Origin of the sequence: Duganella alba (assembly GCF_009674495.1) — a bacterium.
GTDB lineage: Bacteria > Pseudomonadota > Gammaproteobacteria > Burkholderiales > Burkholderiaceae_D > Rugamonas > Rugamonas alba.
Map to the genome: position 1 here is coordinate 25,634 of NZ_WKJN01000018.1, position 16,638 is coordinate 42,271.

The following is a 16,638-nucleotide window of genomic DNA, read 5'->3' on the forward strand; positions in this document are numbered from 1 at the left end:
ACGATTCGTTTTCAGCAATGATACTCCATGGCAGCTTAGAACCTGTAGATCAGCGCCGTCATCACCGTCGGCGTCACGGTGCGCCTGGTCAGCGGGCTGTCGGCCGCGTCCGAGGTCAGGCGGGTGATGCCGACGCCGCTGCGCACCGACCAGTTGGCGTCCAGCACATGGTTCCAATGGAAGCCGCCGGTGATGCTCTCGACGCCGCCCTTGGCCGTATATTGCCGGTAGCCGGACGCGGCGCTTTGCGCGGCGGTGACGCCGAAGTACGTCTGCATATGCTTGTTGTCGCCGTAAACTACCGAGGCGCCAAAGCCGACCTGGTCGGTGGCGCTGGTATACAGCGGCACGTTGGCGCCGAAGATGTAGGTGGAGCCGTATTCGCGATGGTTGATGTTCTGCTTGGTGGTCAGGCTCAGGCCGACCGTGCCGACCTGGTAGCCGACGCTTAACACCGCCTGCGCCGAGCCGTTGATGTTGCCCATGCCCTTGAGGTCATCCGAGCCGGAGAAGTAGTTCTTCTTGTGGTCCTCGCGGCCGCCATCGTAGCCCAGCGCCGCGCTTAGTGTGAAATCGCCGACCCTGGCCTGGTAGCCGATGCCGCGCTGGGTGCTGAGGAAGATGCCGTTGCTGTAGGTGCGCTCGAGGAAGGGCAGGGCCACCACGTGGCGCTTGTCGCTGCCGGCGTATTCCGGCACATAGGCCAGGCCGACACCGGCCGAGAAACTGTCGCCGGCGGCTGCGGCTGCGGCTGCGGCGTCTTCGGCAAAGCTTTTGCTGCTGAAAGCGCATAAGGCAAGGAGGGATAAGGCAAGGGCGTGGCGCATGAGGATTCCCGTTCAGTGGTCCGCCGGCGCGAGGGGCCGGCGCAGACGGGCGGAAGTTTCCCAGCAAATACGTCCCGCCGCTATCGGCGTAGCTGAAGTATCATCTGCTGGAATCTTTGGTATCGCGAGACGCACTTTGGAGCCGACTATGTCCCTGACCCTGTACTACCACCCGCTGGCCTCGTTCTGTCACAAGGTGCTGATTGCCCTGTATGAAAACGGCACCGACTTTGAGAAGCGCATCATCAACCTGGGCGAGGAAGCCGACCGCGCCGAGCTGGAGGCGATCTGGCCGCTGTGCAAATTCCCCGTGCTGCGCGATAACGCCCAGCACCGCGACGTGCCGGAAACCTCGATCATCATCGAATACCTGGACCGCCACTATCCCGGCGCCCAGCTGATGATACCGGCCGACTGGGACGATGCGCTGGACGTGCGCCTGTGGGACCGCTTCTTCGACAACTACGTGCAGGGACCGGTGCAAACCATCGTCAGCGCGCATCTGACGGGCCTGAGCTGCGACCAGACCAAGGAGCGCACCAAGCTCAAGACGGCCTACAAGATGATCGAGAAGCGCATGGCCACGCGCAGCTGGCTGTGCGGCGAAGCGTTCAGCCTGGCCGATTGCGCGGCGGCGCCGGCGCTGTTCTATGCCTGCACGCTACTGCCGTTCCCCGAGGAATACCACCACCTGCAAAGCTACTTCGAGCGGCTGGTGGCGCGGCCATCGGTCAAGCAGGTGCTGGACGAGTCCAAGCCGTATTTCTCGCTGTATCCGTTTGCCCAGGAGATACCCGAGCGCTTTCTGTAAGCGCAGTGCCGCACGGTAGCGTGCGGCGAATCCGTGAATCATGTCCTTTCCCCATCAAGAAAGGACATGCCATGGATAATCCCAATTCCTCGCGCCGGGCGCTGGTCGGCGCAGCCGCCACCGGCCTTCTGGGCGCCGCGGTGGGCCCGGCTGGCGCGCAGGGCAGCGCAGCGGCTGGCGCAGACGTGCCGCCCAAAAATCCGCTCGACGCCTATCCGGCGCCGCCGTTCCCCAAGCAGCAGCAACCCTGGCCGGGCTTGGCCAGCAAGATGAATCCGCGCCCGGACCACGGCGAAACCAGCTACAAAGGTTCCGGCCGCCTGAAGGGCCGCAAGGCGCTGCTGACAGGCGGCGATTCCGGCATCGGCCGCGCCGCCGCCATCGCCTTCGCGCGCGAGGGCGCCGATGTGGCGATCAACTATCTGCCGGCCGAGGAAGCCGATGCGCGCGAGGTGGTGGCGTTGATCCGCGCCGAGGGCCGTAAGGCGGTGGCGATTCCGGGCGATATCAAGGATGAGGCGTTCTGCAAGAAACTGGTGGCGGACGCCGCGCGCCAGCTGGGCGGTCTGGACATTCTGGTCAACAACGCCGCGCGCCAGTTTTCGCGCGATTCGATCCTGGATATGACTACCGCCGATTTCGACGAGACCTTCAAGACCAATGTGTATGCAATGTTCTGGATCACCAAGGCGGCCGTGCCTTTGCTCAAGCCCGGATCGACCATCATCAATACCGCTTCGGTGAATGCCTACGATCCGGGCGAGAATATTATCGATTATGCCGCCACCAAGGGCGCGATCATAATCTTTACCAAAGGGCTGGCCAAGCAGCTGGCGTCCAAGGGAATCCGGGTGAACGCGGTGGCGCCGGGGCCGTTCTGGACGCCGTTGCAGGTGACGGGCGGGCAGCCTGCGGACAAGCTGCCGCAGTTCGGCGCGGATACGCCGTTGAAGCGGCCGGGGCAGCCGGCCGAGCTGGCTGGTGTGTATGTGCTGCTGGCGTCGAACGAATCCAGCTACGCCACCGGACAGGTGTATGCCGCCGTTGGCGGCCACGGCGGACCATAACGAACCCCGTCATTCCCGCCTGCGCGGGAACGACGGGGTTTAGTTTTTGTTGCCCTCGTTGGCGCTCTGCACCGAGGCGGCTTGCGGGAAGGCCTGGTTTTGCGCCGCGACGTTGGCAAAGCGGCTGGCCTCGTCGACCTGCTTGCGCGCCGCCTGCCGGCCAGCATCGGCCAGTTCGCTGACGGTGCGCGCCGCCTCCGGCACATGCTGCTCGGCCACGCTCTTCAGCTCGGCCTGGAACTCGGTCGCCACCTGCGCCAGTTGTTGCTGGTAACTCTGCAGTTTCTGCAGCAGCGCGCCGGCCTGCAGCGACGAATTGTCCGCGCCGCGCTCGTTCAGCGGCGTCTGCACCGCGCGTTGCAGCACTGCCGACGATTCCTCCAGCCATTCGCGGCCAAACTGCACGTTCACGTCGGCCAGCTGGCGCAGCGAGCGCAGTACCGCCTGGTTCAGGTCGGCGTAATAATCGATACGGGCTTCCGCATGCTTGCGGGCTGCCGGGGTCAGCGTTTCAACAAACGAGTTCATGGGATTGCTCCTGGTGAGGTAGTGGCCAAAGCGGGGGAAGCGGACGTTTTGGCCTGGCGTCCGCTGCAATATGATCGCAAATGTCGCCGCTTTGTGGCACTCCAGAGCTTGCTGGAACTATTTGTTTTCCTTACTCAACAGATAATGAAGGCCGTGGCAGGAGCAGCAGCTGGCGCTGCCGTCCGTTGATGTAGCGCACGCCACTTGCATCGAAGTAGGCATCCTCCTCCAGCATCATGCGCACCGGCTCGCGCCAGCCCGGCAAATCGCTGGCCGCGTTCAGCTCGATCGAGTAGGCGGTGCGCGGACGCAGCATGTCGTCGCCGCTGCCCGGCACGCCGCCTTGCGCGTCCCACATGCCGATCGCCGGCCCGGCCGCGTGGCCGTGGTAGCCGATCGGATGGGTGTAGATGGTCGGCTGCAAGCCTTCGGCCCTGGCCTGTTGTAGCGAGGCCGCCAGCACCGCATTGCCGCTGCGGCCTTCCTTGAAGTGGGACAGCAGGATGTCCTGCACGCGGTTGGCGCGGACGAAAGCCTGGGCCAGCGCGGCCGGCGCGGCGGTCTCGCCGGGCTTCAGCACATAGGCGTGCTGCTGGATGTCGGTGTTCAGGCGCAGATAGGTGATGCCGATGTCGACGTGCAGCAGATCGCCGGGCGTGATCACGTCCGGATTGGCGCGCTGCGTGTCCTGGCGCTGGATCTCCACCGACGGGTGGAACCAGGTGTCATAGCCCAGGTCACGGATCTTCTGGCGGAACCACCACACCACGTCCTCGCTGGTGGTGATGCCGGGCGTGATCACGCGTTCGGAAAAGCCTTCCTCGATAATCTTGTGCGTGGCGCTGATCAGCTGCGGGTAGATCTGCATTTCGCGCTCGGTGCGCGTTTCCAGCCAGCGCACCGCCAGCGGCTCGGCCGACACCACGCGCGGCTTGAATGCCGCCGGCAGCGCCGCCAGCAGCTCGCTGTACTCGGTGTGGTCGATGCCGTCGGCATGGCCGAAGTGGGCCGAGGTGTTCAGGCCGATCCTGTTCGGATTGCGCGTCTTGATGATGTCGACCAGCGCGTCCCACTGGTTGGGGAACTTCTTCATGTCCCAGGCGGCCTTGATGCTGTTGCCGACGTTGTAGCGCGCCACCGCCAGCCGTTCCACCTTGCCGCTGGCGCCGTCGCGGTAGAACACCAGGATGGTGCGGCGGCGGGCGTTCAGCCATTCCGCCGGCAGCATGGTTTTCAGCACCGGATCTTCGTTATACTCGCGCGACACCACCACCCACATATCGATGCCGGTTTGCGCCATGGCGGCCGGCAGCACCGTGTCGAAACGCTCGGCCAGCAGTTCGTTGACGACGGTGGCCTGCGCGCGCAGCGGCAGCACCTCGGCCTGAGTGGCTGCGGCCAGCAGCAGGGAGAAGGCAAGCAGGAATTTTTTCATTGGTCGATGGTGATACGGCTTTTTACCAATGTCAATCAACAATATTTATAATGCTCGTTGCATACGCAAAGGAGAGAACATGGCAGCACCTTCGGTTTTTTATCTGCACGGCGGTCCGGCGCTTGGTCCGGTGTTTGAGCGCGCCCGCTTTCCGGACGCGACGCACGTTCACTGGTGGCACCAGCCGCTGGCCAAACCGTGCGCGGCGCGTCCCTATCTGGACCTGCTGGAAGCCACATTGACGGAATTCCGTCGCGTGGCGGCCGAAGCCGGCCAGCCGCTGACGGTGATGGCCAGTTCTTTCGGCGCCCACCTGGCGGTGCATCTGGCGCGCCAGGCGCCGGAGCTGATCAAGGACATCGTGCTGCTGGGGCCTACCTTCAATCCCGAGCAGGCCGCGCTGCGCCTGGCGCGCCGCGCCTTCCGCGTGCACACCGACCACCAGCACGCCGGCAAGCTGGCCACCGCGCTGGCGATGTATGAGGATGATCCGGGCCGGCCGCGTTTCTGGGACGTGTTCGGCGCGCTGTCGCTGCTGCCGGATGTGACGGAGCTGTACTTCGGCCCGAACGCCGGTCCGGACGCGGCGCGCTCGTTCTCGGAGCTGATCCAGCAGCCTGGCGCCTTCGACGGCCCGACTTCGGTCGCCACCTCGGACGATTTCTCGGCGCTGGACCACACGCCGGTGCAAAGCCCGTTCACCGGCCCGGTGTCGGTGCTGTTTGGCGCCTACGATCCGATGATCGACGCCGAACAGGATCGCACCGTGTGGGAAGCGATCTTCCCGCAGGCCGCCTTTTTCAAGGTGGAGACGGGCCACTTCCCGCTGCTGGAGCTGACGCTGGAGCAGTGCCTGTCGCCGGCTTAACGGGAGAAGTGCGCCTCGATTTCTTCCAGCGTCTTGCCCTTGGTTTCGGGCAGCAGGAAGGCGGCCGTCAGGAAGTACAGCAGCGTGCAGCCGGCGCCGTAGAAGAACATGGTCGCATAACCGTACTGCCCCACGGTGGGCAGGAACACGGCGGCGATCATGGTCGACACGAACTGGTTGATCAGCAGCGCGATGCTCATGCCGTTGGAGCGGATGCGGGTCGGCATCAGCTCCGACAGCGCCAGCCACACGCACACGCCGGGACCGACGGCGAAGCTGGCCACGAACATGCACATCGCCAGCATCACCTGCCAGCCATGCGCGGACGACGGCACCGCCGCCATGTCGGCGCGCTCGATGTGCAGCGGCGCGTTCATGCCTTCGGCCGGATCGGCGAAGGGATTCAGATGCAGCTTGCGGAAGAATACGCCGATCACGCTGTCGGCCTGCACCGTGTCTTCGCGGTTCATGCGCAGCACCGGCAGGGCCGGATCGTCGCTGCGGCGGCTTTGCACGTTGGTGAACGGGCCGTAGGAGTAGGCCACGGTCAGTTGTACCGGCGCGCCGCCCGGGCCGGCCGCCGCGCCAAATGATTGCAGCGTTTCGGCGTCGAGGCGCAGCGCCAGGCTGTCGGATTGCATGCGTGCTTGCAGCATCGGACGCACGTCGCGTTGTTCGCCTTCGACGCTGCGGAACAGCAGGCCGGCCGCCAGCAGGGCGATGACGATGCCGGCGGTGCCCAGCATCAGCAGGAACTTGCGGCCCTTGCGGTCCACCAGCACCACGGCGACGATGGTCATCAGCGCGTTCAGCACCTTTAGCGCTACGTCGGCGCTGTTGGCGGTGGCGCCGGACAGGCCGGCCTGGTTCAGGATATTCACCACGTAGGCCAGCACGGAGTTGATGCCGGTGGCCTGGTTCAGCGCCAGGATCAGGCAGGCCAGCAGAAAGGGCAGCACATAGCGGCGGCTCAGCAGCGGGCCGTCAGCCGCGCGGCCGGTGGCGCCGGGCTCAGCGGCGGACGATGTGTCGGCTGGCGTCGGCGCGGCCGGCGCATCGGGCGAGGCCAGGGCCTGCCGGATCTCGCGCAGCTCGGCCTCCGCCTCATCGGCGGGGCGGGTGCGCAGCAGCGCGGTGCGCGCTTCCTCGATGCGTCCACGGCGCGCCAGCCAGCGCGGCGATTCGGCCAGCAGCAGCGCGCCCGCGCTGAAGACGATCCCCGGCGTCAGACACCACCAGAAGATGCTGCGCCACGCATGATCCTTGGCCGCAAACACCGCCGCCGCGCGCGCCGCTTCGTCCAGATGCTGCGCAGCCGCCGTCGCGCCTTCCACCGAATTCGCCTGCATCAAGCCAATCAGCGCCGCCGCCACCAGCCCGACCGTCAGCAGCAGCTGAAACAGCGCCGCACCTCGTCCACGCTGGCGCGCATGCAGGCACTCCGCCAGATACAGCGGCACCACCACGCCAATCAAACCGCCGCTGACGCCTTGCAGCAAGCGCCCGAGCAGCAGCGGCACATAACCATCCGCCAGCGCAATCAGCGGAATGCTCAACGTGAACAGCACGCCGGACAGCACCATCGCCAGGCGCCGGCCGATCCAGTCCGCCAACGCGCCCGCAAACAGCGATGACAGCACGGACCCGAGCAACACCGCCGCCACGATAAAACTCAACTGCTGCGCACTCAATCGCCACGCCACCGACGCCGTGGATTCCAGATACGGCAGCGCGCCGGCAATGATGCCGACGTCGATGCCATATAACAGCCCACCCATCCCTGCAATGAACAACAAAAATCCCATGGCGCGAGCTTGCATCGGGTCTCCGGCTAGTTGGTGGATAGATCGATGGCTTCGCCTTCAACGAAGACGGCCACCGGTTGTAAGTCCGCATTCAATACTACGATGTCGGCCCAGCCGCCCGGCGCCAGGCGACCGCGTTCGGTCTCGCCCAGATAATCGGCAGGGTAGAGCGACAGCCGATGCGATGCATCGGCCAGCTCCAGCCCGAGGCCGACGAAATTGCGCAAGGCCTGATCCATGGTCAGCACGCTGCCAGCCAGGGAACCGGTCGCCAGCCGCACGCAACCCAGGCATTTGTACACACGCTGGCTGCCAAGGCCATACTCGCCGTCCGGCATGCCGGTGGCCGAGGTGGCGTCGGTCACGCCGTACAGGCGCGGAATCGCCCGCAGCGCGGCGCGGATCGCTCCCGGCGCCACGTGCTGAAGATCGGGAATGATCTCCGCGTACTCCGCATGCGCCAGCGCCGCGCCAACGATGCCGGGCTTGTAGTGGTTCAGCCCCGTCATGCCGTTGAACAGATGCGTAAAGCCCGCCGCACCGGCTTCCAGCGCGGCCACGCCGTCTTCATAAGTGCCGTTGCTATGGCCGATCTGCACGCGGATGCCCAGTTCATTCAGTTGCGGGATCAGGGCCAGATGGTCGGCCACCTCGGTGGCCAGGGTCATCGCGCGGATCGGCGCCAGTTCGTGATAGCTGCGTACCAGGTCCATGCTGCCGACCGCGATCGCATCCGCAGGTTGCGCGCCGAGGCGGTGGATGCTGAGGAACGGGCCTTCCAGGTGCACCCCCAGCATGCGCGCGCCGCCTGCCGGCCGTTCGGCGATCACCGGCGCCAGGCCGCGCAGCGCGCGGCGGATGGAATTGTCGGTGGCGGTCATGGTGGTGCCCAGCATGGCGGTGGTGCCGTGCTTCGCATGCGCGCGCGCCACCGTGGCGCCGGCGTCGCCGCCCTGCATGATGTCCACGCCGGCCGCGCCATGCACGTGCAGGTCGATAAAGCCGGGCAGGATGGTCAGCGTCGCGTCCACGCCGTGGTCCTCGCGGATGTGCAGGATGCGGCCGCTGTCGGAATCGAAAGCGATGCTGCCGGTGATCCAGCCTTCAGGGGTAAGAATACGTCCACTCAGCACGGCGTCACTCCGCAATCACCAGTTCGATGCCTGCCTGCAGCAGGCCTTCGCGGTATTCGTCGCTGACGGAGGCGTCGGTAATCACTGTATGCACGCGGTCCAGCTGCACGATGCGGTGCAGGCTCACGCGGCCGAACTTGGAGGCGTCGGCCAGCACGATGATCTTCTTGGCCCGTTCCACCATCTTGTGATTCAGGCTGGCCTCCGCCTCGTGGTGGGTGGTAACGCCGAACTGCAGGTCGAAACCGTCGACGCCGAGGAACAGCTTGTCGAAGCTGTAGGCCTGCAAACAGGCTTCGGCCTGCGTGCCCTGGATCGACAGCGACTGCTTGCGCAGCAGGCCGCCGGTGAGGATCAGGTCCACGCCCGGCGCCTCGGCCAGCTCCCAGGCGATATTCAGGCCGTTGGTCATCACCGTGATGTTCTGCGCCTCGCGCAGATGGCGCGCCAGCGAAATGGTGGTGGTGCCGGAGTCGATGATGATGTTGTCGCCCGGTTGCACCAGCCGCGCAGCACAGGCGCCGATGCGTTCCTTCTGCTCGTGGTTGATGGCGTCCTTCTGCGGCACCGTCTGTTCTGGCGGCGGCGTGCGGGCTAGCGTGGCGCCGCCGTGGCTGCGCGTGGCCAGACCCTGCGATTCCAGCACGCTGAGGTCGCTGCGGATCGTCACTGCCGAGACGCCCAGTTGCTCCACCAGTTCGTTGACCTGCACCGAACCGTGCTGGGTGAGCGCTTGCAAAATCATGGCGCGGCGTTGACCGGTATGTCGCATGTGTTGTGCTGTTGATTTGTCAAAAATGGCAGCTTACCAGATCGCGGCCCACCTGCCATCCATCATAGGAAAGTCACACCACAAATATCTTTCGTTTCAATGTAAAACAAAGATATTTCATGCTAAAACGAAAGAAAACGTAAAAACAACAGGTAAAACAAATAATTCGAAAGATTATTGTGTTTTCCTTCTTTGCTTATTACTATCCATACATAAGTCACAACAGTGAAACAACACCAGGCACAGACACGGGAGATTTGATATGGGTAGCAGAATCGAAAAAGGACTTCGGCGCAGCCTGATCGCGGCAGCGGTGGAGATGGCGGTATGTGGCGCGGCGTTTGCGCAGACCGAGCCGCCGGCCGCGGATGCGCCGCCGGTCGTGGTGGTGAGCGGCGCGCGCGCCGCGCTGGCCAAGTCGCTGGAACTCAAGCGCAACGCCGATGTGATTCAGGATTCGATTTCGGCCACGGAGCTGGGCCGCTTCCCCGACGATAACGTCGCCGATTCGCTGACCCACATCTCCGGCATTTCGGTGTCGCGCACCCGTGGCGGTGAAGGGCAGTACATCAATGTGCGCGGCCTGGGGTCCGGCTACAACATCGTCACCCTGAACAAGCGCATCCTGGCGACCGACGGCGATGGCCGCGATTTCGCCTTCGACGTGCTGCCGTCGGAAGTAATCAGCGGCGCCGACGTGATGAAGTCGGCCGAAGCGGCGCAGATGGAAGGCAGCATCGGCGGCTCGGTCAACCTGCGGTCGGCGCGGCCGATGGACAATCCCGGCTATCACGCCTCGGTGCGGTTTGAAGCGGACCACAACGACCTGTCGCGCAAGGATGGCGGCAAGCTGTCGGGCGTGGTGAGCAACACCTTCAATAACAACACCATGGGCGTGCTGATTGGCGCGGTGGTCTCCAAGCGCAAGGTGCGTACCGACTCGCTGGGCTACCAGACCTACAATCCGGACGCGCCGGGCAGCTACGACGTCAATGGCGACGGTGTGATCGGGCCTGGCGAGAGCAATCTGCTGGCGCCATGCTGCATCTCCTTCGGTTCCGTGTTCGAAGAGAAGAAGCGCGCCGCGCTGTCCGGCGCCTTTGAATGGAAGGTGTCGCCGACCTTCAAGATGACGGTCGACGGCCTGGCCACGCGCCTCGATTCGCCGCAAGTCGGCTACCAGCAATCCTATTATGTCGAGAATGCGCCGGGCCGCTGGTCCGACGTGGTGGTCAAGGACCGCCTGATCACCAGCATGACGGTAAAGGATCTGATTCCCGAGATGTCGAATGTGACCACCGATCGCGTGGTCGACACCATGCAGTTCGGCTGGCGCGGCGAATGGAAGCCATCCAACGACCTGAAACTGACCGGCGACCTGTATCGCTCGACCTCCAAGCGCAACTCCGGCGGCAAGGACACCTTTGTGGTGGCGGGTATCGCCGGCCATAACACCGGCTACTACAAGGCCAATAACGGCGCCTTCCCGGACATCCGCGTGACGCTGGAAGATGGCCGCGACCTGGCCACCGAACTGGCGGCGGGCCGCCTGGGCAACAATGACTACGGCGTGCACTTCACCGGCCTGACCGGCACCGACATCAAGGACACCGTGGATGGCGCCTCGCTCGATGGCCGTCTGGTACTGAGCGGCGCATGGCATGTGGAAGCCTTGCAGTTCGGCGCCAGCGCCACCAACCGCAAGAAGGACCGCAACTCGATCGGCAACGAGAAGAGCGGCGGCGCCTGCCAGTACTGCGATATGTATTCGACCACCTTCGCTTCGCTGGGCGCCAACGTGGTCTCGCCGATGACGCTGCCGAATTATATGCGCAACGCCGGCGGCAGCTTCCCCGGCAGCTTTATCAAGTTCGACGTGCCGGCCTACCTGGCGGCGCTGAAAAAACTGGATGGCAAGCCGATACTGGACTCCGACGGCAATCCGACCGGCGACACCTTCGACGTCAGCAAGACGCAGCCGGTGTTCGTGCCGACCGATTCGTATTCTGTGACGGAAAAAACCGCCACGCTGTACGGCCAGCTGGAACTGGCGGGCGAGAACTGGAACGGCAATGTCGGCGCGCGCCTGGTGCGCACCAAAACCACGTCGCGCAGCGCGATCGACCAGATCGTGGCCATCGACGATCCGACGCCGAACATCCCGACCAGCAGCCCGACCGTGACCTACAGCCCGGCGGTGCCGGTGTCGGAAGACGGCAGCTACACCAAGCTGCTGCCGTCGGCGAACATCAGCTGGTGGGCGCGTGACGATTTCGTGGTGCGCGGCGCTGTCGCCAAGGTGATGGCGCGTCCTTCGCTGGACAAACTGGCGCCGACCCGCACCGACCAGACGCTGGATCGCAGCTACATCCTGAACATCGTCGGCGATCCGAAGCTCAAGCCTACCGAGGCGGTGCAGCAGGACCTGTCGGTGGAATGGTACTACCGTCCCAAGTCGGCCATCACGGCGGCCGTTTTCGCCAAGCAGATCAAGAATTTCGTCACCTACCAGACCGACGAGCATGTGGACATCGGCGTGCCGGGCTACCTGTACACCGTGACGCACCCGGTCAATGGCGACAAGGCCAAGGTGCGCGGCGTGGAACTGGGCGTGCAGCACCTGTTCGACAACGGCTTCGGCTTCAACGCCAAATTCGCCAAGACCTTCACCAAGGCTTACCAGAACGGCGAATACGTCGGCCAGCTGGAAGGTGTGGCGCCTACCGCCTCGTCGATCGGCTTCCTGTACGAGAAGAACGGCATCAATGCGTCGATCTCGTTCGACTACACCGGCGAGTACACGCAGAGCACCCACGTGGTGGCGGGCTTCCCAAGCAAAGTGGATGCGCTGACCTGGGTGACGGCATCGGCATCGTGGGATATCACGCCGCATGTCACCGTCTTCGTCGAAGGCAAAAACCTGGGCGACGCCGTGATGCGCTCGAACCTGGGCCGCGCCGATGCGCTGAACGGCTTCGAAACCTGGGGCCGCACCTACGTGGCCGGCATGAGCGTGAAATTCTAACGGATGGACATGAACACAACGACGATACCAATCACCGCGCGCCGCGCCGGCTGGCTCACGTATGCGCTGGCGACCACGCTGCTGTGGGGCGTGTGGGGCGCGTTTGCCGGGCTGCCAAGCGAGCATGGCTTTCCTGAAACGCTGATTTACGTGGTGTGGGCGCTGACCATGGTGCCGCCGGCGCTGTTCGTGCTGGCGCGCGCGGGCTGGCGCGTGCGGCGCGACGGCCGCTCCATCGCCTACGGCCTGACCATCGGCCTGCTGGGCGCCGGCGGACAGATGATTCTGTTCTACGCGGTGAAGGCCGGACCCACCTATCTGATCTTCCCGCTGATTTCGCTGTCGCCGGTGATCACCATCGCGCTGTCGTTCCTGTTCCTGCGCGAGCGCACCGGCGCGATGGGACTGGCCGGCATCGTGCTGGCGGTGTGCGCGTTGCCGCTGTTCGATTACACGCCGGGCGGCGCGCCGCAGCAGTATGGCCTGTGGTTTGTGCTGGCGCTGGGTGTATTGGTGGCCTGGGGTTTGCAGGCTTACTTCATCAAGCTGGCCAACGCCAGCATGGACGCCGAGAGCATCTTCTTCTACATGACCGCCAGCGCGCTGCTGTTTATTCCGGTCGCGCTGGCGATGACGGATTTTTCGCAGCCGATCAACTACGGCCCGTCGGGGCCACTGCTCGCCGCCGCCACGCAGATCTTGAACGCGGTCGGCGCGCTGACGCTGGTGTACGCCTTCCGCCACGGCAAGGCGCTGATGGTGTCGCCGCTGGTGAATGCCGGCGCGCCGCTGCTGACGACGGTCATCGCGATGGCGCTGGCGGCGTCGCTGCCCACCGGTTACCGGCTGGCCGGCATTGGCCTGTCGCTGGCGGCGGCGCTGTTCCTCGCGCTGCAACCGGACGAACCAACACAAGGAAACTGACGATGGATTATCTTTTGAATCTGGTTCAACGCCACAAGGCGGGCGAGCCAGTCGGCATACACTCGGTCTGCTCGGCGCATCCGCTGGTGATCGAGGCCGCGATGGAATCGGCGGCAGCGCGCGGACTTCCGGTGCTGATCGAATCCACCTCCAACCAGGTGAATCAGGATGGGGGCTACACCGGCATGACGCCGGCCGCCTTCCGCGACTTCGTGTTCGGCATCGCCGACCGCAGCGGCATGGCGCGCGAACGCATCCTGCTGGGCGGTGACCATCTCGGGCCGAACGCGTGGCAGGACCAGCCGGCGAATGACGCCATGGCCAGGGCCGAAGTGCTGATCGGCCAGTATGTGACGGCGGGCTTCCGCAAGATCCACCTGGATTGCTCGATGTCCTGCGCCGGCGACCCGGTGCCGCTGCCGGATGCGGTGGTGGCGGAACGCGCCGCCCGCCTGTGCGTGGTCGCCGAAAACGCATGGCGTACTGCCGGCGGCGAGGCGCCGGTGTACGTGGTCGGCACCGAGGTTCCCGTGCCCGGTGGCGCGCATGAAGACCTGGAAGAACTGAGCGTCACCACGCCGGAAGCGGCGGCGCAGACCATCAAGGTTCACCGGCAGGCGTTTGCCGCCGCCGGACTGGAAGCGGTGTGGCCGCGCGTGATCGGCCTGGTGGTGCAACCGGGCGTGGAGTTCGACCACCACAAGGTAATCGACTACAAGCCGGAACGCGCGGTCGCTCTGAGTCGCCTGATCGAAGGCGAGCCGACGATGGTCTATGAAGCCCATTCGACCGATTACCAGACGCCGTCCAGCCTGGCCGCGCTGGTGGCCGGCCACTTCGCGATCCTGAAAGTAGGCCCGGGCCTGACCTTTGCGCTGCGCGAAACGCTCTGGGCGCTCGCCGATATCGAAGAGCAGATGATTGGCATCGGCAAGGAATCCGATTTCAAGAACACGGTGCTGGAAGTGATGCGCGCGGAGCCGGAATACTGGCGCAAATACTATGTTGGCGATCCCCAGCGCGCGCGCTTTGACCAGCAGTACAGCCTGAGCGACCGCATACGCTACTACTGGCCGCATCCCGACATCCAGGCCGCGCAGGCACGCCTGATCGAGAACCTGGAGCGCGAAGCGCCGCCGCTGACGCTATTGAGCCAATACCTGCCGTCGCAGTATGAAGCGGTGCGCGAAGGGCGCGTGCGCAACCTGCCGGCTGATTTACTGAAAGAGGGCGTGGCCAAAGTGCTGCGCCAGTACATGGACGCCTGTGCAGGCGCCGCAACAAAGGAGTTGGAAACATGCTAGTAGTAGACAAGGATATTTTGGGCATCAGCGCGGCGCGTCTCGATGAAGCAGGAGCCGGCCTGACCGCGCGCGAGATCGCGCAGCAGCCCGCCGTCTGGCCGCAGATCGATACGCTGGTGTCCGACCACCGCGTGGCGCTGGACGCCTTCCTCGCTCCGTTGCTGGCGCGCGCCGATGTGCGCATCGTGCTGACCGGCGCCGGCACCTCGGCCTTCATCGGCGAATGCCTGACGCCGGCCATGCTGGGCAAGGGCTGGCGCGCGGAGGCCGTGGCGACCACCGATCTGGTGTCCGGCCCGCAGCAGTTCCTGCAGCCGGCGGTGCCGACCTTGCTGGTGTCGTTCGCCCGCTCCGGCAGCAGTCCCGAAAGCCTGGCTGCCGTCACGCTGGCCGACCAACTGGTGGGCGAGGTGTACCACCTGGTCATCACTTGTAACGCGGACGGCGAGTTGTATCGCATGGCGCAGAGCCGCAGCAATGCCTTCGCCATCCTGCTGCCGGACGCCACGCATGACCGTGGCTTTGCCATGACCACCAGCTTCACCTCGATGCTGCTGGCGGCATCGCTGGCTTTTGGTTTGCTGGCCCCGGGCGCCACCGCCGCGCCATCGGCGGCCGCTGCGGAACTGCTGACAGGCGCGCTGCCGCTGCTGCAGGCGCTGGTGGCGCGCCGCTTCAAGCGCGTGGTCTACCTCGGCAGCAATGAGCTGCGCGGACTGGCGCGCGAGGCTTCGCTCAAGCTGCTGGAGCTGACCGACGGCCAGGTGGTGGCGCTGTTCGACTCGCCGCTGGGCTTCCGTCACGGCCCGAAGACCATTGTGGATTCGGACACGCTGGTGGTGGTCCTGCTGTCCAATGATCCGCATGCGCGCCGCTACGACCTCGATCTGCTGCGCGAACTGCGCAACGACGGCCGCGCGGGGCAGGTGCTGGCCCTGAGCGGCCGGGCCGCGCCGGAACCGGGCGCCGATGTGCTGGCGCTGCAAGGCACGGAGGATGCCGGCGAACTGGCGCTGGCGCTGCCGTACATCCTGTTCTGCCAGTCGTTTGCGCTATTGCAGTCGCTGGCGCTGGGCCTGCGCCCGGACACGCCGAGCGTGTCGGGCACCGTCAACCGCGTGGTGCGCGGCGTGACCATCTATCCTCTCGCCGGAGAAGACCATGTTCCTCGGGGTTGACGGCGGCGGCACCAAGACCGCCTTCGCACTGATCGACAGCGACGGCAAGGTGCTGGCGCGCCATGAGGATGGCAGCGCCTACTATCTCGAAGTTGGCATGGACGGTGTCGCCGCCATGCTGGCACGCGGCTGCGGCGCGCTGCTCGCCGCGGCCGGCGTGACGGCTGGCGATATCGGGTTTGCCTTTTTCGGCCTGCCGGCCTACGGCGAAGACCGTGCCGTCCAGCCGCAGCTGGACGTGTTGCCGCGCGCGCTGCTGGGCCACGGCCGCTACTTGTGCGGTAACGACATGGTCTGCAGCTGGGCCGGATCGCTGGCTTGCGCCGACGGCATCAGCGTCATCGCCGGCACCGGCTCGATGGCCTATGGTGAATTCGCCGGACGGCGCGCGCGTGCCGGCGGCTGGGGAGAGCTGTTCAGCGACGAAGGTTCGGCGCACTGGATCGCGCGCGCCGGCCTGGCGCTGTTTTCGCGTATGAGCGATGGCCGCGCGCCACGCGGGCCGCTGCATGCGCTGGTGCGTGAGCGCCTGGCATTGGAAGAGGATCTCGATTTGTGCGAAGTGGTCTACGGCGAACTGAAAGGGGAGCGCAGCAAGGTGGCGGCCTTGTCCCGCCTGGTAGCGGAGGCGGCCGGACAGGGTGACGCGCAGGCGCAGGCGATCATCGAAGCCGCCGCTGCCGAACTGGCAGCGCTGGTCGATGCGGTGCGCGGAACGCTTGGCATCGCGGCCAATACGGAGGTTGCCGTGTCACGCACCGGCGGTCTGTTTGGCGCCGACGGGCCGCTCCGCGAGCCGTTCGAGCGCGCACTGGCGGCGCGTGCCGGTTCGTACCTGCTGTCGCCACCACGCCTGGCGCCGGTGCTGGGCGCGGCGCTGTACGCCGCCCGCAGCGCGGGCACACCGCTGACCGCCGCCGCGCTGGAGCGCCTCGCGGCCGCGCACTGACAACAAGGAGAC

General features: G+C 65.4%; 14 protein-coding genes. 8 read left to right on the top strand and 6 right to left on the bottom strand.

The window, feature by feature from the left end:
* Positions 1-35 precede the first annotated feature (35 nt).
* The gene (locus GJ695_RS17835) at positions 36-827 is read right to left on the bottom strand and encodes a MipA/OmpV family protein (RefSeq protein WP_154367062.1); all 792 of its coding nucleotides are present in this window, start codon (positions 825-827) and stop codon (positions 36-38) included.
* A 148-nt stretch (positions 828-975) separates the two neighbouring features.
* Between GJ695_RS17835 and GJ695_RS17840 the strand changes: the two genes are divergently transcribed.
* Positions 976-1,638, top strand: a complete 663-nt coding sequence (locus tag GJ695_RS17840) for a glutathione S-transferase family protein (RefSeq protein ID WP_154367064.1) — start codon at positions 976-978, stop codon at positions 1,636-1,638.
* Between the two features lie 71 nt (positions 1,639-1,709).
* A complete protein-coding gene (locus GJ695_RS17845; protein WP_154367066.1) occupies positions 1,710-2,705 on the top strand; it encodes an SDR family oxidoreductase in 996 nt (331 codons plus the stop codon).
* Between the two features lie 39 nt (positions 2,706-2,744).
* Here the strand turns inward: GJ695_RS17845 and GJ695_RS17850 are convergent, their stop codons facing one another.
* Positions 2,745-3,233, bottom strand: coding sequence for a phasin family protein (locus GJ695_RS17850; protein WP_154367068.1), 489 nt, complete (start codon positions 3,231-3,233; stop codon positions 2,745-2,747).
* Positions 3,234-3,363: 130 nt separating this feature from the next.
* Positions 3,364-4,668 (bottom strand): M24 family metallopeptidase, encoded by a 1,305-nt coding sequence (locus GJ695_RS17855; protein ID WP_154367070.1) that lies wholly within the window; start codon positions 4,666-4,668, stop codon positions 3,364-3,366.
* A gap of 79 nt (positions 4,669-4,747) precedes the next feature.
* On the opposite strand from GJ695_RS17855, the gene GJ695_RS17860 reads away from it, so the two are divergent.
* The gene (locus GJ695_RS17860) at positions 4,748-5,536 is read left to right on the top strand and encodes an alpha/beta fold hydrolase (protein WP_229260104.1); all 789 of its coding nucleotides are present in this window, start codon (positions 4,748-4,750) and stop codon (positions 5,534-5,536) included.
* On the opposite strand, the gene GJ695_RS17865 is transcribed toward GJ695_RS17860, so the two are convergent.
* Genes GJ695_RS17865 through GJ695_RS17875 form a run of 3 tightly spaced genes read right to left on the bottom strand, consistent with a single transcriptional unit; the run spans position 5,533 to position 9,273 of the window.
* On the bottom strand, positions 5,533-7,356 hold the full coding sequence (locus GJ695_RS17865) for an MFS transporter (protein WP_229260579.1): 1,824 nt from the start codon (positions 7,354-7,356) through the stop codon (positions 5,533-5,535). The two genes, GJ695_RS17860 and GJ695_RS17865, sit on opposite strands and share 4 nt — an antisense overlap.
* An 11-nt stretch (positions 7,357-7,367) precedes the next feature.
* Positions 7,368-8,474 carry an N-acetylglucosamine-6-phosphate deacetylase gene (locus tag GJ695_RS17870; protein WP_166455273.1) on the bottom strand — a complete coding sequence of 369 codons (1,107 nt, stop codon included), beginning with the start codon at positions 8,472-8,474 and terminating at the stop codon, positions 7,368-7,370.
* A gap of 4 nt (positions 8,475-8,478) precedes the next feature.
* Positions 8,479-9,273, bottom strand: a complete 795-nt coding sequence (locus GJ695_RS17875; RefSeq protein ID WP_503826180.1) for a DeoR family transcriptional regulator — start codon at positions 9,271-9,273, stop codon at positions 8,479-8,481.
* A 235-nt stretch (positions 9,274-9,508) separates the two neighbouring features.
* On the opposite strand from GJ695_RS17875, the gene GJ695_RS17880 reads away from it, so the two are divergent.
* Genes GJ695_RS17880 through GJ695_RS17900 form a run of 5 tightly spaced genes read left to right on the top strand, consistent with a single transcriptional unit; the run spans position 9,509 to position 16,626 of the window.
* A complete protein-coding gene (locus GJ695_RS17880; protein ID WP_154367075.1) occupies positions 9,509-12,271 on the top strand; it encodes a TonB-dependent receptor in 2,763 nt (920 codons plus the stop codon).
* Positions 12,272-12,280: 9 nt separating this feature from the next.
* Entirely contained in the window at positions 12,281-13,195 is a 915-nt protein-coding gene (locus GJ695_RS17885) for an EamA family transporter (protein WP_154367077.1), read from the top strand.
* A gap of 2 nt (positions 13,196-13,197) precedes the next feature.
* Positions 13,198-14,499 (top strand): D-tagatose-bisphosphate aldolase, class II, non-catalytic subunit, encoded by a 1,302-nt coding sequence (locus GJ695_RS17890; protein WP_154367079.1) that lies wholly within the window; start codon positions 13,198-13,200, stop codon positions 14,497-14,499.
* Positions 14,493-15,677 (top strand): SIS domain-containing protein, encoded by a 1,185-nt coding sequence (locus GJ695_RS17895; protein WP_154367080.1) that lies wholly within the window; start codon positions 14,493-14,495, stop codon positions 15,675-15,677. The genes GJ695_RS17890 and GJ695_RS17895 overlap by 7 nt, the downstream gene beginning before the upstream one ends.
* Positions 15,661-16,626 carry an N-acetylglucosamine kinase gene (locus GJ695_RS17900; RefSeq protein ID WP_154367082.1) on the top strand — a complete coding sequence of 322 codons (966 nt, stop codon included), beginning with the start codon at positions 15,661-15,663 and terminating at the stop codon, positions 16,624-16,626. Before GJ695_RS17895 ends, GJ695_RS17900 begins: the two co-directional genes overlap by 17 nt.
* The last annotated feature ends 12 nt before the right edge of the window (positions 16,627-16,638 follow it).

What these genes read in the sequence shown, in the direction of transcription:
- GJ695_RS17835 (WP_154367062.1), bottom strand. Translation starts at nt 827, where the DNA reads ATGCGCCACGCCCTTGCCTTATCCCTCCTTGCCTTATGCGCTTTCAGC.
- GJ695_RS17840 (WP_154367064.1), top strand. Translation starts at nt 976, where the DNA reads ATGTCCCTGACCCTGTACTACCACCCGCTGGCCTCGTTCTGTCACAAG.
- GJ695_RS17845 (WP_154367066.1), top strand. Translation starts at nt 1,710, where the DNA reads ATGGATAATCCCAATTCCTCGCGCCGGGCGCTGGTCGGCGCAGCCGCC.
- GJ695_RS17850 (WP_154367068.1), bottom strand. Translation starts at nt 3,233, where the DNA reads ATGAACTCGTTTGTTGAAACGCTGACCCCGGCAGCCCGCAAGCATGCG.
- GJ695_RS17855 (WP_154367070.1), bottom strand. Translation starts at nt 4,668, where the DNA reads ATGAAAAAATTCCTGCTTGCCTTCTCCCTGCTGCTGGCCGCAGCCACT.
- GJ695_RS17860 (WP_229260104.1), top strand. Translation starts at nt 4,748, where the DNA reads ATGGCAGCACCTTCGGTTTTTTATCTGCACGGCGGTCCGGCGCTTGGT.
- GJ695_RS17865 (WP_229260579.1), bottom strand. Translation starts at nt 7,356, where the DNA reads ATGCAAGCTCGCGCCATGGGATTTTTGTTGTTCATTGCAGGGATGGGT.
- GJ695_RS17880 (WP_154367075.1), top strand. Translation starts at nt 9,509, where the DNA reads ATGGGTAGCAGAATCGAAAAAGGACTTCGGCGCAGCCTGATCGCGGCA.
- GJ695_RS17885 (WP_154367077.1), top strand. Translation starts at nt 12,281, where the DNA reads ATGAACACAACGACGATACCAATCACCGCGCGCCGCGCCGGCTGGCTC.
- GJ695_RS17890 (WP_154367079.1), top strand. Translation starts at nt 13,198, where the DNA reads ATGGATTATCTTTTGAATCTGGTTCAACGCCACAAGGCGGGCGAGCCA.
- GJ695_RS17895 (WP_154367080.1), top strand. Translation starts at nt 14,493, where the DNA reads ATGCTAGTAGTAGACAAGGATATTTTGGGCATCAGCGCGGCGCGTCTC.
- GJ695_RS17900 (WP_154367082.1), top strand. Translation starts at nt 15,661, where the DNA reads ATGTTCCTCGGGGTTGACGGCGGCGGCACCAAGACCGCCTTCGCACTG.